Below are 22,635 nucleotides of genomic sequence, written 5' to 3' on the forward strand. Positions count from 1 at the left end.
CACCCGCCCCACCGGCACTCCGCGGCTCACCCGCCCCACCGACACTCCCCGACCGACCCGCCCCGCCGGTACCCCGCGGCCCACCAGGACGGCCGACACCCTTCCAGCCCACCCGCACGCCACCCGCACGCCACCCACCCCCCACTCCCATCCCGACCCCCCGATCACCACCAGCGAGCGCACCAGCAGAGAAAGGGACCTATCGTGATCGACCCCGCTGACTACGCCCTGTGGAACAGCGGCGTGCCGCGCCCGTACCTCAAGGCGCTGTCCCCCGAGGACCTGCTCGCCGAGTCCGACGGCGTGCGTGTCCGTGACTCCGGCGGACGCTGGTACCTGGACGGCCGCTCCGGACTGTGGAACGTGACGCTCGGCTACGGCAACACGCGCGTCAAGGAGGCCATCAAGCAGCAGGTGGACCGGCTGCCGTTCGCCAACAGCTACGGCTACGGACGCCCCGCCCAGGTCACCGTGGACTGCGCCGAGGCCCTCGTCGGCCACTTGCCCGACGGCATCAACCACGTCCGGTTCGCCAGCAACGGCGCCCAGGCGGTGGAGATGGCCCTGCAGCTCTCCCGCTTCCTGCGGCTGCGGGCCGGACAGCCCGAGCGGATGGCCGTGTTCGCCATGTGGGACGGCTTCCACGGACAGGGCCCCGGCGCGGGCATGGTGACCGGCGTCCCCTACCTGCACCACCAGACCGGCCCGATGCTCCCCGAGGTGCACCACGCCCCGGGCCCGTTCTCCGTGGGCGCGACGCCGGGCGTCAGCGACATGGAGCGGCTGATCAGGGAGTTCGGCCCGGAGCGTGTGACCGCGGTGATCGTGGAGCCGGTCGTCGGCGAGGGCGGGCACATCCTGTCGCCCGAGTACCTGGGCTCTCTCGGCCGGTTCTGCCGGGAGCACGACATCCACCTGATCTTCGACGAGGTCGTCACCGGCATGGGCCGCGTCGGCGACTTCACCCGGGCCGGTCAACTGCCCGACGTCACCCCGGACATCATCACCCTGGGCAAGGGCATCACCTCGGGGTACGTCCCGATGTCGGCCGTCGCCATCCACGACCGCCTCTACGACCAGCTGCACGAGCGCACCACGGGTGACACCGCGCTCAGCGTCGGCTCGACCAACGACGGCCACGCGGTGGCCGCGGCGGCGGCCCTCGCCGTGATCGGGGCCCTCACCGAGGACGGCGTCCTGGAGAACGTGCGCAGGCGCGAGTCGGACCTCCTCGCCGCCCTGGGCAAGCTCCAGGCCCAGCACCCCGAGCTGACCGGCTTCCGCTGCCTCGGCCTGTTCTGCGGCCTGGAGTTCGGCGAGCCCGGCGGTCCCTCGTGGTCGCCCGGCAAGGTCAACAAGCTGCGCATGGCCCTGGAGAGCCGGGGCGTGCTCAGCTCCAGCCTGCGCGTGGTGCCGAACCTGATGCTCATGCCGCCGCTCGTCATCACCGAGGACGACGTGGCGGAGATAGTCGGCGCGCTCGACGGCGCGCTCACCGACGTGAAGTCGGGCCGGCTGCCCGAGTCCGGCTTCGCCAAGGCCATGGGATGACGTCCCCGGGCCACCGCATGACCACGGGATTTCTCCCCATGACGATCCCCATGACGAGAGGTGAGTGACGAGATGGCCAGCCAGCACACCGGACGCAAGACCAGCAAGCAGTGGCAGGAAGAGGCGGCGGAGGAGTGGGACCGCTACGCCGACATCTGGGACAGCTGGACGCCCGACGACAGCAGGGACGACGCGGAGGAGGCAGCGGACTTCCTCGCGGCGCTCGCCAAGGACGGCTCGGCACTTGAACTGGGCATCGGCACCGGCCGTGTGGCGCTGCCGCTGGCGCAGCGCGGCGTGCGGGTGGCCGGCATCGACGCCTCGCCGAAGATGCTGCAGAAGCTGAAGGAGAAGCCCGGCGGGGACCAGATCGAGGTCTTCGAGGGCAACTTCGCCGACGTCGACGTCGAGGAGGAGTACGACGTCGTCTTCATCGCCCTGGCCACGCTGTTCGTCCTGCCCGACCAGGACGAGCAGGCGCGCTGCCTCGCCAACAGCGCCAAGCGGCTCAAGCCCGGCGGACGGCTCGTCGTGCAGAACATCGTGCCGGACATGACGTACTACCAGCGCGGGCGGCAGAACGACTACGGCATGACCGAGCCGTTCCGCATCTCGGGGCGCCTGGCCGGGCACCCGCGGCTCGCCTGGTTCGAGATGAACCACGTCGACCCGACGACGCAGATGGTCAAGCGCACCGACGTCATCATGAGCGAGAAGGGCAACAAGATCATCGCGGCGACCATGCGCTTCGTGTGGCCGTCGGAGCAGGACCTGATGGCCCGCCTGGGCGGTCTGGAGCTGGAGGACCGCTGGGGCGGCTGGCGCAAGGAGCCGTTCCACTACGACAGCAGGGACGCGGTGTCCGTCTACCGCAAGCAGTAGCGTCCCGACATGGGAGTGCGGGCCCGCGCGATGCGCGGGCCCGCACTCCCATGTCCGTTCAGGCCCGTTCGGGCCGCCGCGCGGCGAACGGGTTCCTGCCCTCCGGGTCCAGGGCCAGGCGCCGCTCGGGGTCGGTGACGCCGAGACCGGGCTCGGGCGCCAGGCACAGCACACCGACCTTGCCGAGGTGTTCGTTGCGCTGGACGAGGGCGGCCGCCTCGCCGACCTTCTCCAGCGGATACACGTCGGAGAGGACGGGGGTGAGGCGGCCGAGCTGGAAGAGGCGGTTGCACTCCCACTGCTCCTGCAGGTTGGCGGCGTGGCTGCCCACGATCCGCTTGAGGTTCATCCACAGATAGCGGTTGTCGAAGTGGTGGTCGTAGCCGGTGCTCGAACCGCAGGTGACCACGGTGCCGCCGCGCCGGACCACGAACACGGAGAGGCCGAACGTGGCCTTGCCGACGTAGTCGAAGACCACGTGCGGGTCCTCGCCGAGCGCGTCCCGGATCGCCCGCCCGAGCCGCTTGCCCAGCTCGATGGTCTGCTCCGGCGTGGGGTCGGACCCGCCCGCGTCGAGACCGAGTTCGGCGCGGTTGATGACGACGTCGCAGCCGAGCTGCCGCAGCGCAGCCGCCTTGCGCTCGGAGCCGACGACGCCCACGGCGATGCCCCCGGCGTTCTTCACCATCTGCAGGGCGTAGCCGCCGAGTCCGCCGGCCGCGCCCCAGATCAGCACGATGTCGCCCTGCTTGATCCGGGCACCCTTGTCGCTCACCAGCATGCGGTACGACGTCGCCGCGGTGAGCAGCACGGACGCGGCCTCCTCCCACGTCAGGTGCGCGGGCTTGGGCAGCAGTTGGCTGGCGCGCACCACGGCGTAGTGGGCGAGGCCACCGAAGTTCGTCTCGTAGCCCCAGATGCGCTGCTCGGCGCCCATCATGCCGTCGGCGTGCGTGGCGGGCTCCTGGTCGTCCACCTGGACGCAGCTCACCACGACGTGGTCTCCCGCGGCCCAGCGGCGCACGCCCGCTCCGGCCCGCACGACCACGCCCGCGGCGTCGGATCCCACGACGTGGTACGGCTGGTCGTGGCGGGCCGCGAACCCGCCCTGGCGGCCGAGGCGTCGCAGGAAGGAGAACGTGGGCACGGGCTCGAACGTCGCCGACCACACGGTGTTGTAGTTGATGGAGCTGGCCATGACCGCCACCAGGACTTCGTCCGGGGCGAGTTCGGGCATCGGTACGGTGTCGACGCGCAGAGTGGTGCGGACGTCGCGTTCCTCACCGGGCGCGAACCGGTCCATGTCCTCGGCCCGCAGATGAGCCGCCAGATAGGCGGCGGGCGGCGCCAGGCCCGCCCACTCGGGGGTCGGCGCACCGGCCTGCAAGGCCTCCGTCAGCGCGTCCATGGCAAACCTCTCCCTCGTCGTGCGGCACCGGGGGACGACCCCCCTCCCGCCTAGGGATTGCACGCGGGCCCGGGCGTGCCCGTACAGTCATCGGGGGTACTCAAACGGGCATCAGGACAAGTACTTCCAGGGCGTAGGTGGCCGCCGCCGCCCGCACTACGCTTGCTGGCCAAACCCCCGTAACGCGCCGATCCAGGGTGGGCAGAGGTGTGACCGGAGAGCTGAGGCAGGACCGCGCCGCCGAGGCGGACGGCGGCCGCGAAGAGGGCCGCGCCGACGGCGCCGCCCCCGGGAGCGCCGCCGACGTGCTCGTCGAGCGGCGCGGCCCGGTCCTCGTGGTGCGACTGAACCGGCCCCGCGTGCGCAACGCGCTGACCCGCGCGATGGCGGAGCGCATCGCCGCCGCCTTCGCCGAGTTGGACGAGAGCGCGGAGCTGCGGGTGGGCGTGCTCACGGGTACACCGCCGGCGTTCTGCGCCGGGATGGACCTCGCGGCCTTCGCCCGTGGCGAGCGGGCCTCCCTGCCGGGTCGCGGCTTCGGAGGCCTGACGGAGCGTCCACCGGCCAAGCCGTTGATCGCCGCCGTGGAGGGGGCCGCGGTGGGCGGTGGCTTCGAGATGGTGCTCGCGTGCGACATGGTGGTGGCGTCGGTGGACGCCGCGTTCGCACTGCCCGAGGTTCGCCGGGGCCTGGTGGCCGCGGCCGGTGGTCTGCTGCGGCTGCCGCGGGCGATCGCCCCCGTCGTGGCGATGGAGATGGCTCTGACGGGCGAACCGATCGACGCGCAGCGCGCTTTCGCGTTGGGTCTGGTCAATCGCGTGGTGCCGGCGGGGACGGCCGTGGCGGCCGCCTGTGAGTTGGGGGAGAGGATCGCAGCGCACGCGGGCCACGCCGTCCTGGCGAGCAAGGCCGTCCTTGCCGGGGCGCGTGACGGGGAGCTGGCCGAACAGTACCGCTCGCATCGTGCGTTGCTGGCCGACATCATCGATTCCCCCGGCGCGCGCGCCGGAGCACGCGACTTCGTCCACGGCCGTACGGGTGGGCATTCGGGTGGGCATTCGGGTGGGAGGAGATGACGTCTGCACGACATGACATCCGCGCGGGATGACATTCCGGGGTGACATCCGCGGGGCGGTCCGACTGTTCAGCCCCTGGCTCCGGCTCCGGTGGCCACGCTCGCCTGGAAGGAGTACTTGCGGAACAGCTCGCGGCGTCCGCTGACGCCCAGTTTCCGCAGCGCGCTGCTGACTTGGTTCTTTATGGTCTGCGGCGCCAGGGAGAGTTCGCCGGCGATCTCTTCGTTGGTGTACCGCCGCAGCACGAGGCTGAGGACCTCTTCCTCCCTGCGGGTGATGGCGGGCAGCCCGTCGGACGTGACGCTCCGGACGTCTATGTGGTCGCGTTCGTTCTTGCCGAGTATCCACATGCGCTGGCCGAGGTGGGTGCGCACCACCGCGTCCACCAGCTCGGCGCTGCCCACGCTCTTGTGCAGGAAGCTGTCAGCCCCGGCTGAGATCGCGGCGACGACGGCACCGGGTGAGGTGTCCCCGGTGAAGACGACGACCCGGGGCGAGTTCTCCATGGCCTTCACCTGCTGGCACAGGTCGGCGCCGCTGGTCGTGCCCTCCAGCTCCAGTTCGAGCACGACGACACCCGGGCAGGAGTTTCTGACGACGTTCCACGCCTCGTCGCTCGTCGCCGCCTCCGCGGTCCACGCCACTCTGGTGTCCAGCAGGGATGACAGGGCGTACCTGATGACGGGATGCCGGTCCACGACGAGGACACCTAACGCTTGCATGAAGAACTCCTCACACAGTGAGTGCAGCGGATGCGGGTCGGGTCTGAGATGCTCCGAGTAGTGGGGCGGCCACGCTCCGGGTGCCGTCCCGTGGGCGGCCGGCGGAGGGGGGAGGGCGCTGGCGCCTTAGGTGGCCGGGGGCCCGTTCGCGGCTGACTCCCGAGGGCTGGTCAGGCCGGGACTCGGAGCCATGCAACATCACTTAATCAATCGTGAGACAACACCCCGTTGGCATTCCGAAGACCGGAATCTATCGTTCCTTGACACCCCGTTGGACAATCCACGATCGGATTGAGTCGTTCCTTCCTGGCCGTTCAACAAAAGCCAGCCGACTGGCTAGAGACTGCCACGGACGCACGGTCCACCGGCAGCCACTCGTCGTACCGTGTACGAGAAACCGTACGGTACTGGCGGTACTGGTGGCGTCCATATCGGTGAACTTGCAGAGACTTGTGCGGGTCGGCCGACCCGAGGTCGACCGCGGGGTGTGGGGGCGAAACGCTCAACTTACCGCTGCTGAAACCCGGTTCGGGAACCCGACCGGATTCCGAACGTTCAGATGCGTGAACGCCTTGCCCGGACGTGAGACTGCGGCTCGAAATGCCCAGGAGGGCTGGTCCGGGGCGGCCTCGCGGATGTCGTACGCGAGCTTGTGTGCCTTGTCCGGTTCGGGGCGAACCTTGACGCGGAGGGAGAACTTCCCTGAGGAGGCGCGCTCGCAGTTCGTCGCCTCGGCGTCCGTCGCGGACCAACGCGGCATGCGTGGTGCGCCGGGCGCCGCGATCCGTGGCGCGTCGGTCGGATGCGGACCGTCGGCGGTGAGCCCGAGCGCGGCGACGATCGCGGCGCGCTCGTCCGGTGCCGGGTTAGCCGCCCCCCGCAGTTCGGTCGAGGACGGTGCCGGGAAGATGTGCACACCGCTGCCCTCGACGAGCCGCCTGTCCGGCGGAACGGCTCCGTGAACCTGTCCTGGGATTCCGTGAACGACCCCGAAGAGCTCTCCGGGTAGTTGGCGAAGGAGGGGGACTCGGCTCCGACCTGCCCGCCGCTCCAGTCGTCTCCGGCCCAGCCTCCCTGAGCGCGTAGATCCCTGAAGACGGCTGTGGACCACACTGCTGGACGTGTCTTCGCCGCCCACGTGAGGCGGAGAGGCGACGAACAGTCCGGCCTGCGCAGTCGGTCCGAGCCCGCTCACCTGCGCGGTGCCCACCTTGGTCCATTTCCTGCCGTCGGTGGAGGCATAGCCGGTGATCGTGTCGCCCGAGCGGTCCAGCCGCAGCCCGCGGGGGACGCGGGTGGAAACCTGACCAGGGGGCCCGGCCGTGTCGTTGACGTAGGCGTCCTGCGTCCGTACGCCGCGGTTGCCAGAAGCGTCGAGCTGGCCGAACGCTCGGCCTTGCCGTCGTCAGCGCCGTCACCCAAGCCCACCACGCCACCCTCACCACCACGGCACCCTCGGAAGGCGGCCTGTCCATCGCCGCAGGGTTGACGCATCCATCTCACCGAACCTCACTCAGTGGGTCGGTGCCGCAAGCGTGTGGGTGGCCGCGCCGCGTGGCTGTGCCGAGGCGGCGACACCTGTCTGCCCGCCCTGGCAGTCGATGAGAGCGACGACCCGGCCGGTGCTCACCATGCGGACGCGGGGCCTTCGACGGGCTCAGAGGCTGAGCGGAGCCGTGCGGACCCCGGCAGGGGCGCGCCCTCGGGTGCGCTCCGGTGCCTCCGGACGTGGCTCGAATTCGCTCTTGACCGTAACCTGCCAAAGTCTATGGTCCAGACTAATCGGCAGTCGCGCACAACAGGCCCCAACGTCCACGACGGTCTGCCGCACCTCACCCCCCACAACAGCACTTCACGTCACCCCCCCATGAAGCAATGCCGTGAAGGAGTACGCATGGACAAGAAGCGGAAGATAGCCGCCATGATCGGCGCCGGTCTGGCGCCGGTCCTCGCCCTCACCCTGCCGACCGGCTCGGCCAGCGCGCACGGATACGTCAACGCGCCCGCGAGCCGTCAGGCGCAGTGCGCCCAGGGCACGGTGTCGTGCGGCGAGATCAAGTGGGAGCCGCAGAGCGTGGAGGGCCCCAAGGGGCTGCGCAGCTGCAGCGGCGGCAACGCCAGGTTCGCGGAGCTCGACGACGACAGCAAGGGCTGGCGGGTCAGCGACGTCAGCAGGACACAGACGTTCACCTGGACGTTCACGGCGCGGCACCGCACCGCGAACTACGAGTACTTCGTCGACGGCACCAAGGTCGCCACCATCGACGGCGGCAACCAGCAGCCGCCCGCCACCGTCTCGCACCAGGTCAACCTCGGCAACGCCACCGGCAGGCACAAGGTCCTCGCGGTCTGGAACATCGGCGACACGGCCAACGCCTTCTACGCGTGCATCGACGTCAACATCCGCTGACGCCACATCCGACGTCGACGCGCGCTGAGCGGAAGCGCGCCGTGTGAGCGGAAGCGCGCCACGTGAGTGGAAGCACGGCATGTGAGCCAGAGCGCGGCAGGGCGGACGGCCCGGCCCTCTCGGGGCGCCGGGCCGTCACCGCGTGTGCCTGACGGTCCCACTGTGAGCCCGCGATCACCGTGCTGACGGTCGGGCCCGGCTCGCCAGGGTTGTCAATCCGGACAATACCGGCCTAGGTTTCTGTGGGGATCCGCCAAGGGGTCGGATGTCTCGGGGGAGCAGGCTGGGGTGTGAGGACGGCAGCCCGGCCCGATCTCAGGGCGATGCGACGAGGAGCACCGATGGACGCCTGTACGCTCGGCGACCTGGTGGAGGTCGTCGGGAGCCCGTCGCTGCGGCTGCGCACCGCGCCCGCCGGAGCCGCCGTCCCGGTCACCGAAGTGCTGCTGTACGACGCACACGTCCCGCTGCCGTACGCGCCCGGAGCCCTGCTGCTCGCGGTCGGTGTGCCGACGGCGGAGGCGGAACCGCTGGTGCGGGCCGCGGCACAGGCCGGGATGGCCGGTGTCGTGGTGCGGGGCGAGGGCGGGCCGGTCGGTGCGGCCGAGGCGGGCGGGGTCGCGCTGCTCACGGTCGACGACGAGGCGGCCTGGCACCACGTGCACCTGATGCTGGCCTCGGCGATCGACGGCCGGTCCACCCACGGTGTCGGCCTGGGGGACCTGTTCGCGCTGGCCGACGCGATCGCGGCGGCGACGGGCGGGGCGACGGCGGTCGAGGATCCGCGCGGACGCATCCTGGCCTACTCCACCGTGCCCGGCCAGCCGGTCGACGAGGACCGCCGCCAGGGCATCCTGGGCCTTCAGGTGCCGGGCAGCCTGGACAACGCGGAACAGGTCCGGCTGGTGTTCGCCGCGGACAGACCGGTGCGGCTGCCCCCGCTCACGGCCGGCGTCCTGCCGAGGCTCGCCACCGCCGTGCGGGCGGGCGGCGAGGCGCTCGGCTCGGTCTGGGTGGTCGACGACGGCACGCTGGCCCCGGACGCCGAGCAGACCCTGGCCCAGGGCGCGTCCACGGCCGCGCTCCTGCTCCTGCGCACCCGCGCGGCCCAGGAGCTGGCCCGGCACCAGAACACCGACCTGCTGCGCCGGCTGCTCGACGGCTCGGCGGACGCCTCGACGGCCGCGCACCGCCTCGGCCTCGACGCCGTGCGCGTGGCCGCGTTCGTGCTGGACTCGGCGGCGAGCGTGCCGGACGCCGAGCGGACGTCGCTGCGCCTGCTCGACGTCGTACGCCTGCAGTGCGAGGCGCGCTACGGACGGCACGCGTGCGTGCTCCTGGACGGGGTGGTGTACGCGCTGCTGCCCGCTTCGGGGGAGGCGGACGCGGGACGCGCAGCGCAGGAACGGGCGGGCGGCGGGCGGCACCGGCGTCTCGCCGAGGACATCGTGCGCCGGGCCGGGCGGTCGCTGCGGGTGCCGGTACGGGCCGCGCTCGGCGCGGTGGTGGCGGACCTCGGCGGGGTCGCGGACTCGCGCGCCGACGCGGATCTGGTCCTGCGGCTGGTGCACGACGCGCTGCCGGTCGCGACGGTCGACGAGGTGCGCCCCCGGGTGACGCTGCTGCGGCTCTCCGAAGTGATGCGCGAGCGACGGGAGTTCAAGGAGGGTGCCTGGCGTCGGGTGCTCGCGGCGGACGCCGAGCACGGCAGCGACTACGCCCGCACCCTGGTGGCCTGGTTCGACGCCGGATGCGACGTGGCGAGCGCGGCCAAGGCGCTCTCCGTCCACCCCAACACCTGCCGCTACCGCCTCAAGCAGGCCGGCCGCCAGCTCGGCATCGACCTGGAGGACCCCGACGAACGCCTCGTCCTCTGGCTGCAGTTGAGGACCCTGGCCGGGATCGGCGGCGCCGGATCCGGGCCGGGCGACACGCCGGGGTGAGGCACGCACCTGCCGGTCAGGGCGAATCCCGCCGGTCAGCGCGGACCGCGGAGACCGCGGAGACCGCGCAGGCCGCGCCGGTCAGCGCAGGTCGCGGATGAGTCGGCTGACGACGGCGTCCACCTTCTCCTCGTCGAAGGACTCCGAGCCGATGAGGAGCGTCACGGCCCGCTCGCCGTCGTCGGTGACGGCGTTCCTGAGCTTGTGGCCGGTCTCCATGTAGCCGCTGTGTCCCCACGCGACGAGGCCCGGCCCCGGCTCGTAGCGCTCGACTCCCAGGCCGTAGCGCGAACCCGCGGAGTCATCGGGGATCGTCCGCTTCATCTCGGCGAGCTGTGCGGGGGCGAGCAGCTTGCCGGACATCAGCGCCGTCCAGAAGGCCGTCACGTCCGCACCGGAGGAGACCAGCGCCCCTGACGCGTCGGCCGCGGAGGTGTTCCACTCCGTCTTGTCCACGAGGGTGCCGTTGCGCTCCACGTAGCCGCGCAGGTCCGGCTTGCGGAGGGTGACGCGGTCGCCGGGCCAGTACGTCTCGCGCAGTCCGAGCCGCTTGATGATGCGCCGCTCGATCTCGGTGCCGATGCTCCGCCCCGTGACCTCCGTGACGATCAGCCCGGCCAGGTTGTAGTTCGTGTTGGAGTACGAGAAGCCGTCCCGGGTCCTGTCGTCGGGCGGCGGCAGCCTCAGCGCCTGCTCGACCGTCAGCAAGGGCTCGATGTGGTCCCAGCGGTGCTCCTCGTCGTCCTCCCAGAACGGCGCTTCCAGGTAGTCGGGCAGGCCGCTGGTGTGCTGGAGCAGCTGACGGATCGTGATCTTGCGACCGTCGTAGTCCTTGGTGCGGATCAGCCCGGGCAGATGGTCCTCGACGGTGTCGTCCAGCCTGAGCTTGCCCTCGCCGACGAGCTGCAGCACGACCGTGGCGGTCCACGTCTTGGTGTTGCTGGCGATCCGGCTGTGCTCGTTGCCCATGGCCTTGCGGCCCGTCCTGAGGTCGGCGAGACCGACACCGCTCTTGCGCACGCCGCAGCGCGGACTCCGCACCGTCACGCTGATCCCCGAGGCGCCGACACCGCTCAGCGCCTTCAACGCCGCCTGGACGGGCTTGACGTCGCACCGGGGCGAGGAAGCAGGTCCCCCGGACGAGTCCGTCGCGGCCGACGCGGCCGGGGCCGTCAGCACGGAGGCCGTGAACGCCAAGGTCACGGCAGCGCTTGTCCTGCGTCGCATGAGTGTCTCCTTCTGCGTACGTGCGGTGTGACCGAAGAGGTCACGGGGGTAGCAGGGGGGTAGTGGTGCGCCACTCTAAGGACCGCGCCCCGCCCCGGATTTGTCCGTGCGTCCAAGCATCGGACCGCTGGTTTGTCCCACCGGACCAAGATCCCGCGGGTTCGTCGTGCGTACGTTGGGTGCCGTACGCCCGCCTCGTTCCGACCCGGCCCCGCACCCGGACCGCGTCGGTCCGCCTGTCCGGCCTGCCCCCCACCCCTGCCATACCGCCCTTGGGCGCAGTGCCGCGGCGTCACCCCGCTTCCCCGCCACGCGAAAGGTTCCGTCGTGTCTCTGGGCCTGCACCACCGCGCCGTCGTCGCCGACGCCCACAACGACCTCCTCATGGCCGTCTCCGCGCGCCCGCCGAAGCGGTGGGGAAGCTACTTCCGGGAGCGGTGGCTGCCGCAACTGCGCGAGGGCGGCGTCGACATCCAGGTCCTGCCGGTGTTCATCGATGAGCAGTACCGCCCCGAAGGAGCGCTGCGGCAGACCCTCCGCATGATCGAGTGCGGCCACGCCATCGCCGAGGCCAACGCCGGACACGTCGCCCTGTGCCTCGACGGCGCGGACATCGACAGGGCCCTCGCCGACGACAAGATCGCCCTCGTGCTCGCCCTGGAGAGCGCCCCCGGCGTGGACGCCTCCGTCGAACTGTTCTCCACCCTGCACCGGCTCGGCGTACGCATCGCCTCGATCGCCCACTGGGGACGGACACCGCTCGCCGACGGCAGCCGGGAGAACGCCACCGGCAGCCGCCTGACCGCCCCCGGCGTCGAGGCACTGCGGGAGATGGAACGCCTCGGCATGCTCTTCGACATCTCCCACCTGGGCGACAGCGGCGTCGCCCACGTACTGGAGCTCGCTTCCCGCCCGCTCATCGCCACCCACTCCTGCGCCCGCGCGCTGCGCGACCACCACCGTAACCTCACCGACGAACAGATCCGCGGCGTGGCCCGCACCGGCGGCGTGGTGTGTGTGAACTTCGTGGCGGACTTCCTGACCGACGACGAGTCGAAGGTGAGCGTCGAGCGGGTCGTCGACCACATCGAGCACGTCGTCTCGGTCGCCGGGATCGACCACGTCGGCCTCGGGGCGGACTTCCTCGACGAGATCATCGCGGACCTCACTCCGCCCTGCTGCGAGAACGCCGACGACGAGGACCCCCTGTTCCGCTTCCCCGGCCTGGAAGGCCCGGCCGACATGCCCCGGGTCACCGAGGCGATGGTCCGCCGGGGGCTGCCCGAGGAGGACATCCGCAAGATCCTGGGCGGGAACACCCGCCGCCTCATGAGCACGCACATGGGCTGACGCCGACTCAAGCCGTCAGCTCACCCCCATGCGCGTCACCACATACGCCTCACCACATACGTCGCACCACATACGCCTCACCACGTACGCGGCTCGCTTCGCGTGTTCAGCCGTGTTCAGCGTCGTGGCCGAACCACCCTGGAGGACCCACCCGTGCCACACGACGAAAGCCGCTCCCCGCAGCCGGGCCGACCAGCGGGCCCGGCGCCGCGCCTCGACGCGATGCTCGCCGACCTCGAAGAACTCGTCACCTGCGAGTCCTACTCGGCCGACCACGCCGCCGTGGCCCGCAGCGCCCAGGTGGTCGCGGCCCAGGGCCGCCGACTGCTCGGCGCCGCACCCCGAACCCTGGTCACCGCGGGCGTCACCCACGTGCGCTGGACCTTCGGCACGCCGCGCGTCCTGCTCCTCGGCCATCACGACACCGTGTGGCCGATGGGCTCCCTCGCCACCCACCCCTGGTCGGTGGAGCAGGGCATCGCCCGCGGCCCCGGGGTCTTCGACATGAAGGCGGGCCTCGTCCAGATGTTCCACGCCCTCGCCTCGCTGCCCTCCCTCGACGGCCTCTGCGTCCTCGTCACCGGGGACGAGGAGACGGGCTCGGACACCTCCCGCCGACTCATCGAGGACATCGCGCGCCAGTGCACGGCCACCTTCGTCCTGGAGGCCTCGGCGCCCGGCGGCGCCCTGAAGACGAGCCGCAAGGGCGTGTCCCTCTACGACATCACCGTCCACGGCCGCGCCGCCCACTCCGGCCTCGAACCGGCGAAGGGCGTCAACGCGGCCACCGAACTCGCCCACCAACTCCTCGCCCTGCAGAGCGTCGCCGACACCGTCACCGCCTCCACCGGGCCCGGCACGACCGTCACGCCCACCGTGATGCGGGCGGGCAGCGCGAGCAACACCGTGCCCGCGCGGGCCGAGCTGAGCGTGGACGTCCGCGTACCCGACGCGGCGGCGCAGGAAGCGGTCGACCGGCTCATCAGGAACCTGGAGCCGCGGAACCCCGCCGCCCGGCTGCAGATCGACGGCGGCCCCAACCGGCCGCCCCTCGCCCCCGACACCTCACGGAAACTGTTCGCCCTGGCCGTCGAGGAAGCCGCCTGGCTCGGCCTCGGCCCGCTGTCGCAGACCGCGGTCGGCGGGGCCTCCGACGGCAACTACACCGCCGGCGTCGGCTGCCCCACGCTCGACGGCCTCGGCGCGGTCGGCGACGGCGCGCACGCCGACCACGAACACGTACTCACCGCCACGATGCCGGACCGGGCCCGGCTCCTGGCCCGCCTGATCGGAGCGGTGCGATGACCGGACGACCCCTGCCGAACGCATCGACCCTCCTGACGGACACCTCCGTGATGAACGAGTCGCCCGCCGCACACGAGCCGCCCGCCGCGGACCCCTCGCCCGTCGTGAACGGACCGACCGTCCGGGAACTCCACACCATGGACGACTTCGAAGCGGTCAGCCTCCTCTACGCCGACATCTGGGGCAGCGAACCCGGCCGCTCACCCCTCTCGGCCGAGGCCATGCGCGCCCTCTCCCACGCGGGCAACTACGTGGCCGGGGCGTACGAGGACGGCCGCCTTGTGGGCGCGTCCGTCGCCTTCTTCGGCGCACCCATAGGCACCAGCCTGCACTCCCACATCACCGGCGCCGTCATGGGCCGCGGGGTGGGCCTCGCCCTCAAGAGGCACCAGCGGCAGTGGGCCCTCGCCCGCCGACTGACGCGCATCACCTGGACCTACGACCCGCTCATCCGCCGCAACGCCCACTTCAACCTCGTCAAACTCGGCGCGTGCCCGCGGGAGTACCTGACCTCCTTCTACGGGGCGATGGACGACGCCATCAACGGCGGCGACGAGTCGGACCGCGTCCTGGCCGCCTGGGACCTCACCGCCCCCGCTCCGCTCGCCGCGAGCGAGCTGCCCGCCGACGCCGCCCACGGACTGCGCGATCACGGAGGCCACCCGGAGACCGTCGCGATCGACGCCGACACCGTCCTCGTCGACCTCCCGGACGACATCGAGGCCCTGCGCCGCACGGACCCCGGCGCCGCCCGGGCCTGGCGCCTCGCCCTGCGCCACACCCTCGGCGGGCTCCTCGCCGAAGGCGCCCGTGTCGTCGGCTTCCACGAACGCCGCCGCTACGTGGTCCGCCGCACCGCCCCCGATTCCTGACCGCCACCCGAGACCACGACACCCCCGCACCCGAGACCCCGCCTGAAAGGGAGCCACCAGCCATGAGGACCAAGATCTCCGGCGTCGAACTGCGCCGGATCGCGATGCCGCTCGTCGCCCCGTTCCGCACCTCCTTCGGCGTGGAGACCAGCCGCGACGTGCTCCTGGTCCGCGTCGTCACCGCCGACGGCGAGGGCTGGGCCGAGTGCGCGGCCATGTCCGAGCCCCGCTACTGCTCCGAGTACGTCGACGGCGCCCAGCACGTCCTGCGCGAGTTCCTGATCCCCGCCCTGCCGAAGGACGGCCTGGACGCGCAGGCGGTCGGCCGGGTCCTGGACCCCTTCACCGGCCACCGCATGGCGAAGTCCGCGCTGGAGACCGCCCTCCTCGACGCCCGACTGCGGGGCGCGGGCGAGTCGTTCGGGTCCTACCTGGGTGCCGCCAGGGACCGGGTTCCGTGCGGCGTCTCCGTCGGCATCATGGACTCCGTCCCCGAACTCCTGGACGCCGTCGAGGCCTACATCGCCGAGGGCTACGTCCGGATCAAGCTGAAGATCGAACCCGGCTGGGACGTCGAGCCCGTGCGCGCCGTGCGCGAGCGCTTCGGCGACGAACTGCTCCTGCAGGTGGACGCCAACGCCGCCTACACCTTGGCGGACACCCAGCACCTCACCGCACTCGACGACTTCGGCCTGCTCCTGATCGAACAGCCCCTGGCGAACGACGACATGGTGCAGCACGCCGCACTCGCCAAGCGGCTGCGCACCCCGGTCTGCCTGGACGAGTCCATCGAGTCCGCCGCGCACGCGGCCGCGGCGATCACCCTCGGCGCCTGCTCCGTCATCAACGTCAAGCCCGCCCGGGTCGGCGGCTATCTCGAAGCCCGCCGCATCCACGACATCGCGAGCGCCCACGGCGTCCCCGTCTGGTGCGGCGGCATGCTGGAGACCGGCATCGGCCGCGCCGCCAACGTCGCCCTCGCCGCCCTGCCCGGATTCACCCTCCCCGGCGACACCTCCGGCTCCCACCGCTACTTCGCCACCGACATCACGGAGCCCTTCGTCCTCGCCGACGGCCACCTCGACGTCCCCACCGGCCCCGGCCTCGGCGTCCTGCCGCTGCCCGACGCCCTCGACGAAGTCACCACTTCCCGCGAGTGGATAGCCCTGTAACCGGCCCTCCGCGCCCTCCCGCCTGCTGGGCGTCCGTGGGTGGCGGGGCAGGCCCGTCCTGTCCTGGGGCCATGGATGCCGCAGCCGCGGGGGCGGCCGACCTCATGGCAGCGCTCAACGAAGCGGTGGTGGACTTCCAGTCCTACGGATACGACCAGTTCCTCGCCCACCAGAGCGCCGTCACGCCCCGCTACGGCGGCATCATGCCGCCCGCGGCCCAGGCCCACGTCTCCGTCGGCGTCTCCTTCGACCTGGTGGGCGGGGCGCGGCCCGACGGCCGGCGCGAGGCCCGCGTTTCAGTGCAGGTGGGCTTGCGTGACGGGATGTTCGTCGTGGCGGGTGAGGCGGGCGTCGACGCCCCCGGCTACAGCGACGAACTCTGGGAACTGCTGCGGGAGCTGCCCGAGGTGGCGGTCCAGGACCTGGACGAGTGCGTCGCGCTGATCCGCGACTACACCGCACGGCTGTGCGCGTACACCGATTTCCTGGACGGCATCGGAGTGCCCCGCACCTCCGAACGCCCCGGCCGCGCCTCCTGAGCCCCCGCTGCACCTGCCGTCGTCAACGCCCCTGTCGACGGCGGCATGTGGCTGTGCGAAGGTGCGGCTACGGTGCTCCGGTCCCGAACCACACGCTGTTGGCCCGGTAGGTCCCCCAGGTCACGCCCGTCCCGGCCGGTACGACCTCCTTCGCGCCCTGGCAGCGGAGCGCGCCGGAGCCGGCGTACACCGTGGCCTTGGTGTCGGTCTGGTTGTCGACGCCGAGCGAGGTCCTCGTGAGCTCGAGGCAGATGCCGTCGGTGGGATTGACCAGGAGGTTGTTGGATCCGTCGGTGCCGGAGTAGTGGAACTTGCCGGTGGCGGCGTGGGCGCTGGTGGGCAGGGCGGTCGCAAGGGCCAGCGCGGCGCAGGCGGCGAGCAGGCTCCGGACCCTTCTCCTGTGTGCGGTCATGGTGATGTCGCTCCTCGGTGATCCGGCCTCGCTGCTCCGCCAGGGAGGCATCCTGTGCTGCCGCTCCGCGAGAAGGGACGGGGGCAGCCTTCACGGCGAGGGTCCACCGTGGGCGGCACCCCCGGAAGAGCCCCTTCCGCAAACCGCCCGTTCGGTGTGTGTCGAGGTGAAGGGAGAGAGGGTCGGCGCCTCCCGGGCCGGTCCGTCCCCCTCCGCGTGTGCTCCGGCGCCCGGAGGAGCCGTCCGGCGCGACCTTCGGCCGGTGCGGGTGCCGCTCACGCCCACTTCTGGTGCGGCGTGGACGCGCAACGCATCGCCCGCAGTCCCGGACGGCTGTGGTCGGCCAGACACCTTCCCGTGACCGTGTTGCGCACCCCCACCGCCTCGTCGGGTCCCGCGACGAACAGCCACCGTTGAGACGCCGCGGCACCGCACGGCACCGTGCGCAGCCGCTTCGCGCCGTCGTCGAGGCACTTCCCCGTGGCGTGGTTGCGGAGCTGACGGCCGCCGTCGGCGGACCTGTTGACGGTCCACCACTGGTACGGCATCCCGTTGCACGCGTAGGAGCGCAGACCCTTGTCGAGGCTGTCGTCCAGGCAGTTGCCCGTGGCCCGGCTGACGAGGATCCGCGTCGCCTCCGGCGGCTTCGGCGCGTCGGCCGACGCCTCATCGGCCCGTACGCTCCCCTCCGCGACCGGCGCCTGCCCGGAGGGCGCGGTGGACGCTCCGGCACCGGCGGCGGGACGCGGCGGCGCGGACTGGAGCGTCAGCACCGCGACGACGACACCGGCGAGCAGTCCCGCCACGGCGCCCGCCGTCGCGAACGCCCAGCGGCTGGTGAGGAGGGCCCGCGCGGCGGCGATCCGGCCGGCAGCGGGGGCCGGCGGGTCGGCGGGCTCGGGCTCCGGAGCGGGTGGCGGCTCGGGTCGGCTGCGCTCGGCCGCCTCCCACAGCACCCGAAACTCGGTCGGGTCGCCGCCCAGGGCCCGGCACACGTCCCGCACCACCGGCCAGGGCGGCACGGTGTCGCCCCGGAAGTAGCGGGAGAGCGACGAGTCGCTGATCCGCAGCTGCTCCTCCAGGCTCCGCAACGTACGGCCCGAACGCTGCTGCAGAGCCCGCAAGGCCGCGCCCAACCGCCGTGCCGGGGCCGGGTGTTCACGTTCCCCGTGGGCCGGGGGCTGCTCACGGCCTCCGTGGTCGGTCATCGAGAACAGCCCCCTGGATGGCCGGCGACGGCGTCCTGCCCCCGCTGTCTCCTGTCCCGGGACGAGCACGTCCCAGCAGGTCGGGAATGTATTTGTCCCGGGATGCCGGAAGCAAACGGGACGCCGTGGTGCGGGCCCGGCGACCCCCGCAGACTCAGGTCACCGCCCCGGCGAATCACCTCTGCGGGTGAGCGCTCACCGCTGCGGGTGACCGCGCCGGTCGACGGCCGGGGCGATCCCGCCGATCCCGCCGACCGTGCCGACCGTCTCGATCGTGTCGAGCGAGCCGCACCGGCGCGGCGCCGCCGGACGATCCCCACCCATCCCGAAGGGACTCACCTCATGAACCGTGCACGCCTTGCCCTGCCCGCTCTCACGGCGGCCACCGCGACCGTCCTCGGCCTCGGTCTGACCCGCACCGACCGCTGACCTGGGCCGAGAACTGACCCGGGTGCGGCGCCGGCCCGCAACGACCGCTGGCCGAACCTGTCGTGGGCGCTCACGGCACCTCGATGTCGCCCACGACCGGTCGGCCGTCCGTGAAGCTCAGACCGGCGAGGTACATGGCCCGCTGCGTGTAGTCGGCGTTCCAGCCGTGGAAGACGATCCGGTCACGGCCGTCCGGGGCCCTCACCACGTCCTGACCACCCGGCCCCCGGACGGCACCGGAGAACCCGCTCGTCGTCAGGAGCGGCCCGGACGCCTTCACGTACGGCCCGGTCAGCTTCTCCGCCACGGCGTACGCCGTCAGGTACGCGTCGCCGCGGTAGAAGTGCGCCGAGTAGAACAGCACATGCCTGCCGCCGCGCCGCACGAGCGTGGGCGCCTCCACGAGCGGGCCCTCCCACTCCTGGTCCCGCCCGAGCAGCGGGACGGGCTCCCCGGTGACGCGGGTGCCGTCCCAGGAGGTGGGCTGGAGGTACAGCCAGGTGTCGAGGCCACAGCAGTTGCCGTCGTTCTTCCACAGCACGTACCGCCGCCCGCCCTCGGTGTGACTGGAGGCGTCGATCGCCCCGCCCCGCGCCGCGGGACAGATCAGCGGCCCCTCGCCCACGGGCCGGAACGGCCCGTCCGGTGAGTCGGACAGCGCGACGCCGACGCACTGCTTGTCGCTCGCGCGGTCGCGGGCGGTGTAGTGCATCGTGTAGCCGCCGCCGTTGTCGTACACCTCCGGAGCCCACACCAGGTCGCGCGCGGGCAGGGCCCACGCGCCGAGCTCCGGCAGCACGTCGGCGCTGTCGGCCCGCCAGTGCCTGAGGTCGGTCGACGTGGCGTGCTGGATGTTCTGCGTGACGCCGTGGGTGGCGTACGCGTGGTACGTGCGGCCCGCCTTGAGGATGTCCGGGTCGGGGAAGTCCTGGTCGAGGACGGGGGCGACGGCGGGTGCCGAGGGCGCGGGCGCCGCGGCGGGAGCGGGCCCCTGACCGAGGATCAGGGGGAGGGCAAGGGCGACGGACAGGAGCAGCGTGCGCCGGACCGGACGGCCGCGGAGCGGACGCTTGCCGACCGGATGCTTGCGGGCGGGGCGGCTGCGGGGATGAGCGCGCATGGTGCTTGGTCTCTCGTCTCTCGTCTCACGGGACCGGCAAGGTCACCTCACGGGACCGGCAAGGTCACCCGCCCAACGCCCGTAACGGCCCGCCGATACGGGCACGGTCGGAGAAGCAGCCCGAGAGTCAGCGGCCCGTCGAGCCGTCGACGAGTTCGCGGAGGATGTCCGCGTGGCCCGCGTGGCGTCCTGTCTCCTCGATCATGTGGGTGAGGGCCCAGCGGACGCTCGGGGCGGGCTTTCCCGGTCGTGGCCGGGGGACTGGCGCGCTGAGATCGCCGCAGCCGTCGAGGACGTCGTCGGCGCGCGCGACCGCTTCCCGGTAGCGGGCGACGACGTCGGCCACGCTGTCCGCCGGCGCGGCGTGGAACGTCGCCTGCCAGTCGGTGACCCGGTCCCCGAGGAAGAGGGCCCGTTCGACGTGGGTGAGGTGCTCCAGGAGGCCGAGCAGATTAGTGCCGGACGGCACTCCGGGGGTGCGGACCTGCGGTTCGGGAGCGCCTTCGACCTTCGTGGCCATCGAGGTCCGCAGGTAGTCGAGGAAGCCGCGCAGGACGTCGGCCTCGCTGCTTCCGGTACGGGGCGGCGGGGTGTCGTCGCGGCGGGCGCGGCGGGAAGTGGCGGGCATGGGGGTCTCCTTCGGGAGCAGGGGTACGTCGGGTCAGGCCGCGCGGCGGCGCTGGGCCGAGCCTGTGCGGCGGATGAGCAGGACGTGGTCGGTGACCTCGGCGGTGCGCCCGTCGGGTCCGGTCGCGGTCCTGCGCGGTGCGTCGGCCCGCTCGACCGTCCACGTGGCCGGGTCCAGGTCGATGCCCGCGGCGATGTCGTGCGCGGTCGGGAAGTGAGCGTCGGGGTCCTGGTTCCACGACCAGGGCGCGGCCGAGCCGTGGTCGACAACCAGCAGCCGTCCGCCCGGGCGGAGCGCGTGCGCGGCCCTGCGCAGGACCGTCGCCCGGTCGAGGGCGAAGGGCGTCTGGAGGTAGTGGGCGCAGACCAGGTCGTACCGGCCCGGTGGGAAGGACTGCTGCAGGTCGTGGCGCGCGGTGACGACCCGGTTGCCGAGGCCGCGTGCGCGGGCGAGGCCGGAGAGCCGCTCGACCGCCACGGCGGAGATGTCGACGGCGGTGACCCGCCACCCCTCGCGGGCGAGCCACAGCGCGTCGCCGCCGTCACCGCAGCCCAGGTCCAGGGCATCACCGGGCGGAAAGCCCGGGACGATCTCGGCGAGACGGTGGTTGGGCCGCGGGTCGGTGGCCGCCGCTCGGCCGCCGTACAGGTCTTCCCAGAAGGTGACCGCGTCGTTCGTGCTCATGGAAGCTCCTCGGGTCGGAATGCGCCCAGTGTCGGCAGGCCCTGCGGAACCTGGCACGCAATCTTGCGGTTCCGGCAAGATGGTCGGGTGGACCGTGGAACCGAAGACGTGCTCGACGCTGTGGGACCGAGGCTGCGCGCGCTGCGGCGTGAGCGCGGCATCACGCTCGCCGACCTGGCGGTGGCGACCGGCGTGTCCGAGAGCACCCTGTCCCGGCTGGAGAGCGGGCAGCGCAGGGCGAGCCTGGAACTGCTGCTTCCGATGGCCCGCTTGTACGACGTCCCGCTGGACGACCTCGTCGGCGCCCCGCGCACGGGCGATCCGCGGATCCATCTGAAGCCGATCCACCGGTTCGGCATGGTCTTCCTGCCGCTGTCCCGGCGGCCGGGTGGCGTGCACGCCTTCAAAATGATCATCCCCGCCCGCCCCCAGCCCCTCGAACCGACTCCGCAGACCCACGAAGGCCACGAATGGCTCTACGTGCTCAGCGGCCGGCTGCGGCTGGTGCTCGGCGAGCGCGACCTGACGCTGCCGGCCGGTGAGGCGGCCGAGTTCGACACGGCCACGCCGCACTGGCTGGGCAGCGCGGACGGCGGCGCGGTCGAACTGCTCGTCCTGTTCGGCCTGCAGGGGGTGCGGGCGCATGTCCGCCCGGGTCCACACCGGGGATCGGACGGCGCGGCCGGGGCGTGAGGGCGGTGCCCTCGACCGGTCAGGCGCGGTCCGTGTGTGCGGGGGAGGAGGATGTTCCTCGTCGTAGCGGCGCCGGTTGCGTGCCAGGGGTGACGGCACGCTGCTCCTGCCCGCCGGGGTCTCGAACACGGTCCCGGCTCTGTTCCCGGCCGGCGTCGGCATGGGGACGCGTGGCGGCCCTGACGGCGGGTAACCCGCCCTGGCGGTGGCAGAGTTGATCATCGCTGCTAGGTTCGTGGCCATGCCCACGAAGACACTGCGGATACCCACCCCCGACGGACAGGCCGACGCGTTCGCCGCGTTCCCCGACGACGGCGACCGGCACCCGGGCATACTGCTGTACATGGACGCCTTCGGCCTGCGGCCCGTCCTGGAGGGGATGGCCCGCGAACTGGCGGGGCACGGCTACTACGTGCTCGTCCCCAACGTCTACTACCGCCACGGCCCGACACCCGTCGTCGAACTGCCCGAGCACATCGGCGAGGAGGAAAGGCCCGGGCTCTTCGCCCAGCTGGTGCCCCTGGTCGAGGCACACACCACCGAACGCGTCCTGCGTGACGCGGACGCCTACCTCACGTTCCTCACCGATCAGCCCGAGGTGAGCCCGGGGCCGGTCGGCGTCATGGGCTACTGCCTGGGCGCCGTCCTCGCGATGCGCACCGCGACGGCCCACCCCGGCCGCGTGGCCGCCGTCGCCGGATTCCACCCCGGGGCCCTGGTCACCGAGGCGCCCGACAGCCCGCACCGCCGCATCCCCGAGCTCGCCGCCGAAGTCCACCTCGGCCTCGCCGAGGGCGACCTGACGCCCGAGGCCATCGGCGAGCTCAACGACGCGCTGGACGCCGCGGGCGTCGGGTACACCACCGAGATCTATCCCGGCACCGTCCACGGCTTCACCATGGCCGACACCTCGGCCTTCGACCCGGCGGCGCTGCGCCACCACTGGGACCGGCTGCTCCCGCTCCTCGGGCGCACCCTGAACGGCGGCTGAGGCCCCGGCCGCA

At 72.3% G+C, this 22,635-nt stretch carries 22 protein-coding genes; 12 read left to right on the forward strand and 10 right to left on the reverse strand.

From position 1 onward, the window contains the following. Positions 1–204 precede the first annotated feature (204 nt). Complete coding sequence (locus QUY26_RS38435) at positions 205–1,551, forward strand: aminotransferase family protein (RefSeq protein ID WP_289955054.1); 1,347 nt, start codon at positions 205–207, stop codon at positions 1,549–1,551. 72 nt (positions 1,552–1,623) lie between these two features. Continuing rightward, positions 1,624–2,433: a class I SAM-dependent DNA methyltransferase gene (locus QUY26_RS38440; protein ID WP_289955056.1), complete on the forward strand. Its 810-nt coding sequence runs from the start codon at positions 1,624–1,626 to the stop codon at positions 2,431–2,433. Positions 2,434–2,491: 58 nt separating this feature from the next. On the opposite strand, the gene ccrA is transcribed toward QUY26_RS38440, so the two are convergent. Beyond that, positions 2,492–3,841, reverse strand: coding sequence for a crotonyl-CoA carboxylase/reductase (ccrA, locus tag QUY26_RS38445; RefSeq protein ID WP_289955058.1), 1,350 nt, complete (start codon positions 3,839–3,841; stop codon positions 2,492–2,494). A gap of 209 nt (positions 3,842–4,050) precedes the next feature. Here ccrA and QUY26_RS38450 point away from each other — a divergent pair, with 209 nt between their 5' ends. Beyond that, the gene (locus QUY26_RS38450) at positions 4,051–4,917 is read left to right on the forward strand and encodes a crotonase/enoyl-CoA hydratase family protein (RefSeq protein WP_289955059.1); all 867 of its coding nucleotides are present in this window, start codon (positions 4,051–4,053) and stop codon (positions 4,915–4,917) included. A gap of 68 nt (positions 4,918–4,985) precedes the next feature. Here the strand turns inward: QUY26_RS38450 and QUY26_RS38455 are convergent, their stop codons facing one another. Then, complete coding sequence (locus QUY26_RS38455; protein WP_289955062.1) at positions 4,986–5,639, reverse strand: response regulator transcription factor; 654 nt, start codon at positions 5,637–5,639, stop codon at positions 4,986–4,988. Between the two features lie 502 nt (positions 5,640–6,141). Continuing rightward, the gene (locus QUY26_RS38460) at positions 6,142–6,555 is read right to left on the reverse strand and encodes a hypothetical protein (protein ID WP_289955063.1); all 414 of its coding nucleotides are present in this window, start codon (positions 6,553–6,555) and stop codon (positions 6,142–6,144) included. Positions 6,556–7,533: 978 nt separating this feature from the next. Between QUY26_RS38460 and QUY26_RS38465 the strand changes: the two genes are divergently transcribed. Continuing rightward, complete coding sequence (locus tag QUY26_RS38465; RefSeq protein ID WP_289955064.1) at positions 7,534–8,049, forward strand: lytic polysaccharide monooxygenase auxiliary activity family 9 protein; 516 nt, start codon at positions 7,534–7,536, stop codon at positions 8,047–8,049. A 341-nt stretch (positions 8,050–8,390) separates the two neighbouring features. Beyond that, complete coding sequence (locus QUY26_RS38470; RefSeq protein WP_289955066.1) at positions 8,391–9,992, forward strand: PucR family transcriptional regulator; 1,602 nt, start codon at positions 8,391–8,393, stop codon at positions 9,990–9,992. A gap of 81 nt (positions 9,993–10,073) precedes the next feature. Here the strand turns inward: QUY26_RS38470 and QUY26_RS38475 are convergent, their stop codons facing one another. Then, positions 10,074–11,219: a serine hydrolase domain-containing protein gene (locus QUY26_RS38475; RefSeq protein ID WP_289955068.1), complete on the reverse strand. Its 1,146-nt coding sequence runs from the start codon at positions 11,217–11,219 to the stop codon at positions 10,074–10,076. Between the two features lie 327 nt (positions 11,220–11,546). Between QUY26_RS38475 and QUY26_RS38480 the strand changes: the two genes are divergently transcribed. The 5 genes from QUY26_RS38480 (at position 11,547) to QUY26_RS38500 (ending at position 16,457) form a co-directional block, all read left to right on the forward strand. Continuing rightward, positions 11,547–12,569, forward strand: coding sequence for a dipeptidase (locus tag QUY26_RS38480; protein ID WP_289955071.1), 1,023 nt, complete (start codon positions 11,547–11,549; stop codon positions 12,567–12,569). A gap of 222 nt (positions 12,570–12,791) precedes the next feature. Then, positions 12,792–13,874, forward strand: coding sequence for a M20 family metallopeptidase (locus QUY26_RS38485; protein WP_289956374.1), 1,083 nt, complete (start codon positions 12,792–12,794; stop codon positions 13,872–13,874). Between the two features lie 137 nt (positions 13,875–14,011). Beyond that, positions 14,012–14,746, forward strand: a complete 735-nt coding sequence (locus QUY26_RS38490) for a GNAT family N-acetyltransferase (protein WP_436840555.1) — start codon at positions 14,012–14,014, stop codon at positions 14,744–14,746. Between the two features lie 62 nt (positions 14,747–14,808). Next, positions 14,809–15,918, forward strand: coding sequence for an o-succinylbenzoate synthase (menC, locus tag QUY26_RS38495; RefSeq protein WP_289955072.1), 1,110 nt, complete (start codon positions 14,809–14,811; stop codon positions 15,916–15,918). Positions 15,919–15,989: 71 nt separating this feature from the next. Next, a complete protein-coding gene (locus QUY26_RS38500) occupies positions 15,990–16,457 on the forward strand; it encodes a hypothetical protein (protein WP_289955074.1) in 468 nt (155 codons plus the stop codon). Between the two features lie 67 nt (positions 16,458–16,524). Here QUY26_RS38500 and QUY26_RS38505 read toward each other — a convergent pair whose 3' ends face one another. The 6 genes from QUY26_RS38505 to QUY26_RS38530 form a co-directional block, all read right to left on the reverse strand. Continuing rightward, a complete protein-coding gene (locus QUY26_RS38505) occupies positions 16,525–16,869 on the reverse strand; it encodes a hypothetical protein (RefSeq protein WP_289955077.1) in 345 nt (114 codons plus the stop codon). Positions 16,870–17,144: 275 nt separating this feature from the next. After that, the gene (locus QUY26_RS38510; RefSeq protein ID WP_289955078.1) at positions 17,145–18,077 is read right to left on the reverse strand and encodes a helix-turn-helix domain-containing protein; all 933 of its coding nucleotides are present in this window, start codon (positions 18,075–18,077) and stop codon (positions 17,145–17,147) included. Between the two features lie 195 nt (positions 18,078–18,272). Continuing rightward, positions 18,273–18,416: a hypothetical protein gene (locus QUY26_RS38515; protein ID WP_289955079.1), complete on the reverse strand. Its 144-nt coding sequence runs from the start codon at positions 18,414–18,416 to the stop codon at positions 18,273–18,275. Between the two features lie 160 nt (positions 18,417–18,576). After that, positions 18,577–19,626 carry a glycoside hydrolase family 43 protein gene (locus tag QUY26_RS38520; RefSeq protein WP_289955080.1) on the reverse strand — a complete coding sequence of 350 codons (1,050 nt, stop codon included), beginning with the start codon at positions 19,624–19,626 and terminating at the stop codon, positions 18,577–18,579. Between the two features lie 127 nt (positions 19,627–19,753). Further along, positions 19,754–20,254 (reverse strand): DinB family protein, encoded by a 501-nt coding sequence (locus QUY26_RS38525; protein ID WP_289955081.1) that lies wholly within the window; start codon positions 20,252–20,254, stop codon positions 19,754–19,756. A 33-nt stretch (positions 20,255–20,287) separates the two neighbouring features. Further along, positions 20,288–20,938, reverse strand: a complete 651-nt coding sequence (locus QUY26_RS38530; protein ID WP_289955082.1) for a class I SAM-dependent methyltransferase — start codon at positions 20,936–20,938, stop codon at positions 20,288–20,290. Positions 20,939–21,025: 87 nt separating this feature from the next. Between QUY26_RS38530 and QUY26_RS38535 the strand changes: the two genes are divergently transcribed. Both QUY26_RS38535 and QUY26_RS38540 read left to right on the forward strand, forming a co-directional pair. Then, positions 21,026–21,631, forward strand: coding sequence for a helix-turn-helix domain-containing protein (locus QUY26_RS38535; protein WP_289955084.1), 606 nt, complete (start codon positions 21,026–21,028; stop codon positions 21,629–21,631). 241 nt (positions 21,632–21,872) lie between these two features. Then, positions 21,873–22,622, forward strand: a complete 750-nt coding sequence (locus QUY26_RS38540; RefSeq protein WP_289955086.1) for a dienelactone hydrolase family protein — start codon at positions 21,873–21,875, stop codon at positions 22,620–22,622. Positions 22,623–22,635 lie beyond the last annotated feature (13 nt).

The sequence above is a fragment of the Streptomyces flavofungini genome (assembly GCF_030388665.1).
Classification (GTDB): Bacteria; Actinomycetota; Actinomycetes; order Streptomycetales; family Streptomycetaceae; genus Streptomyces; species Streptomyces flavofungini_A.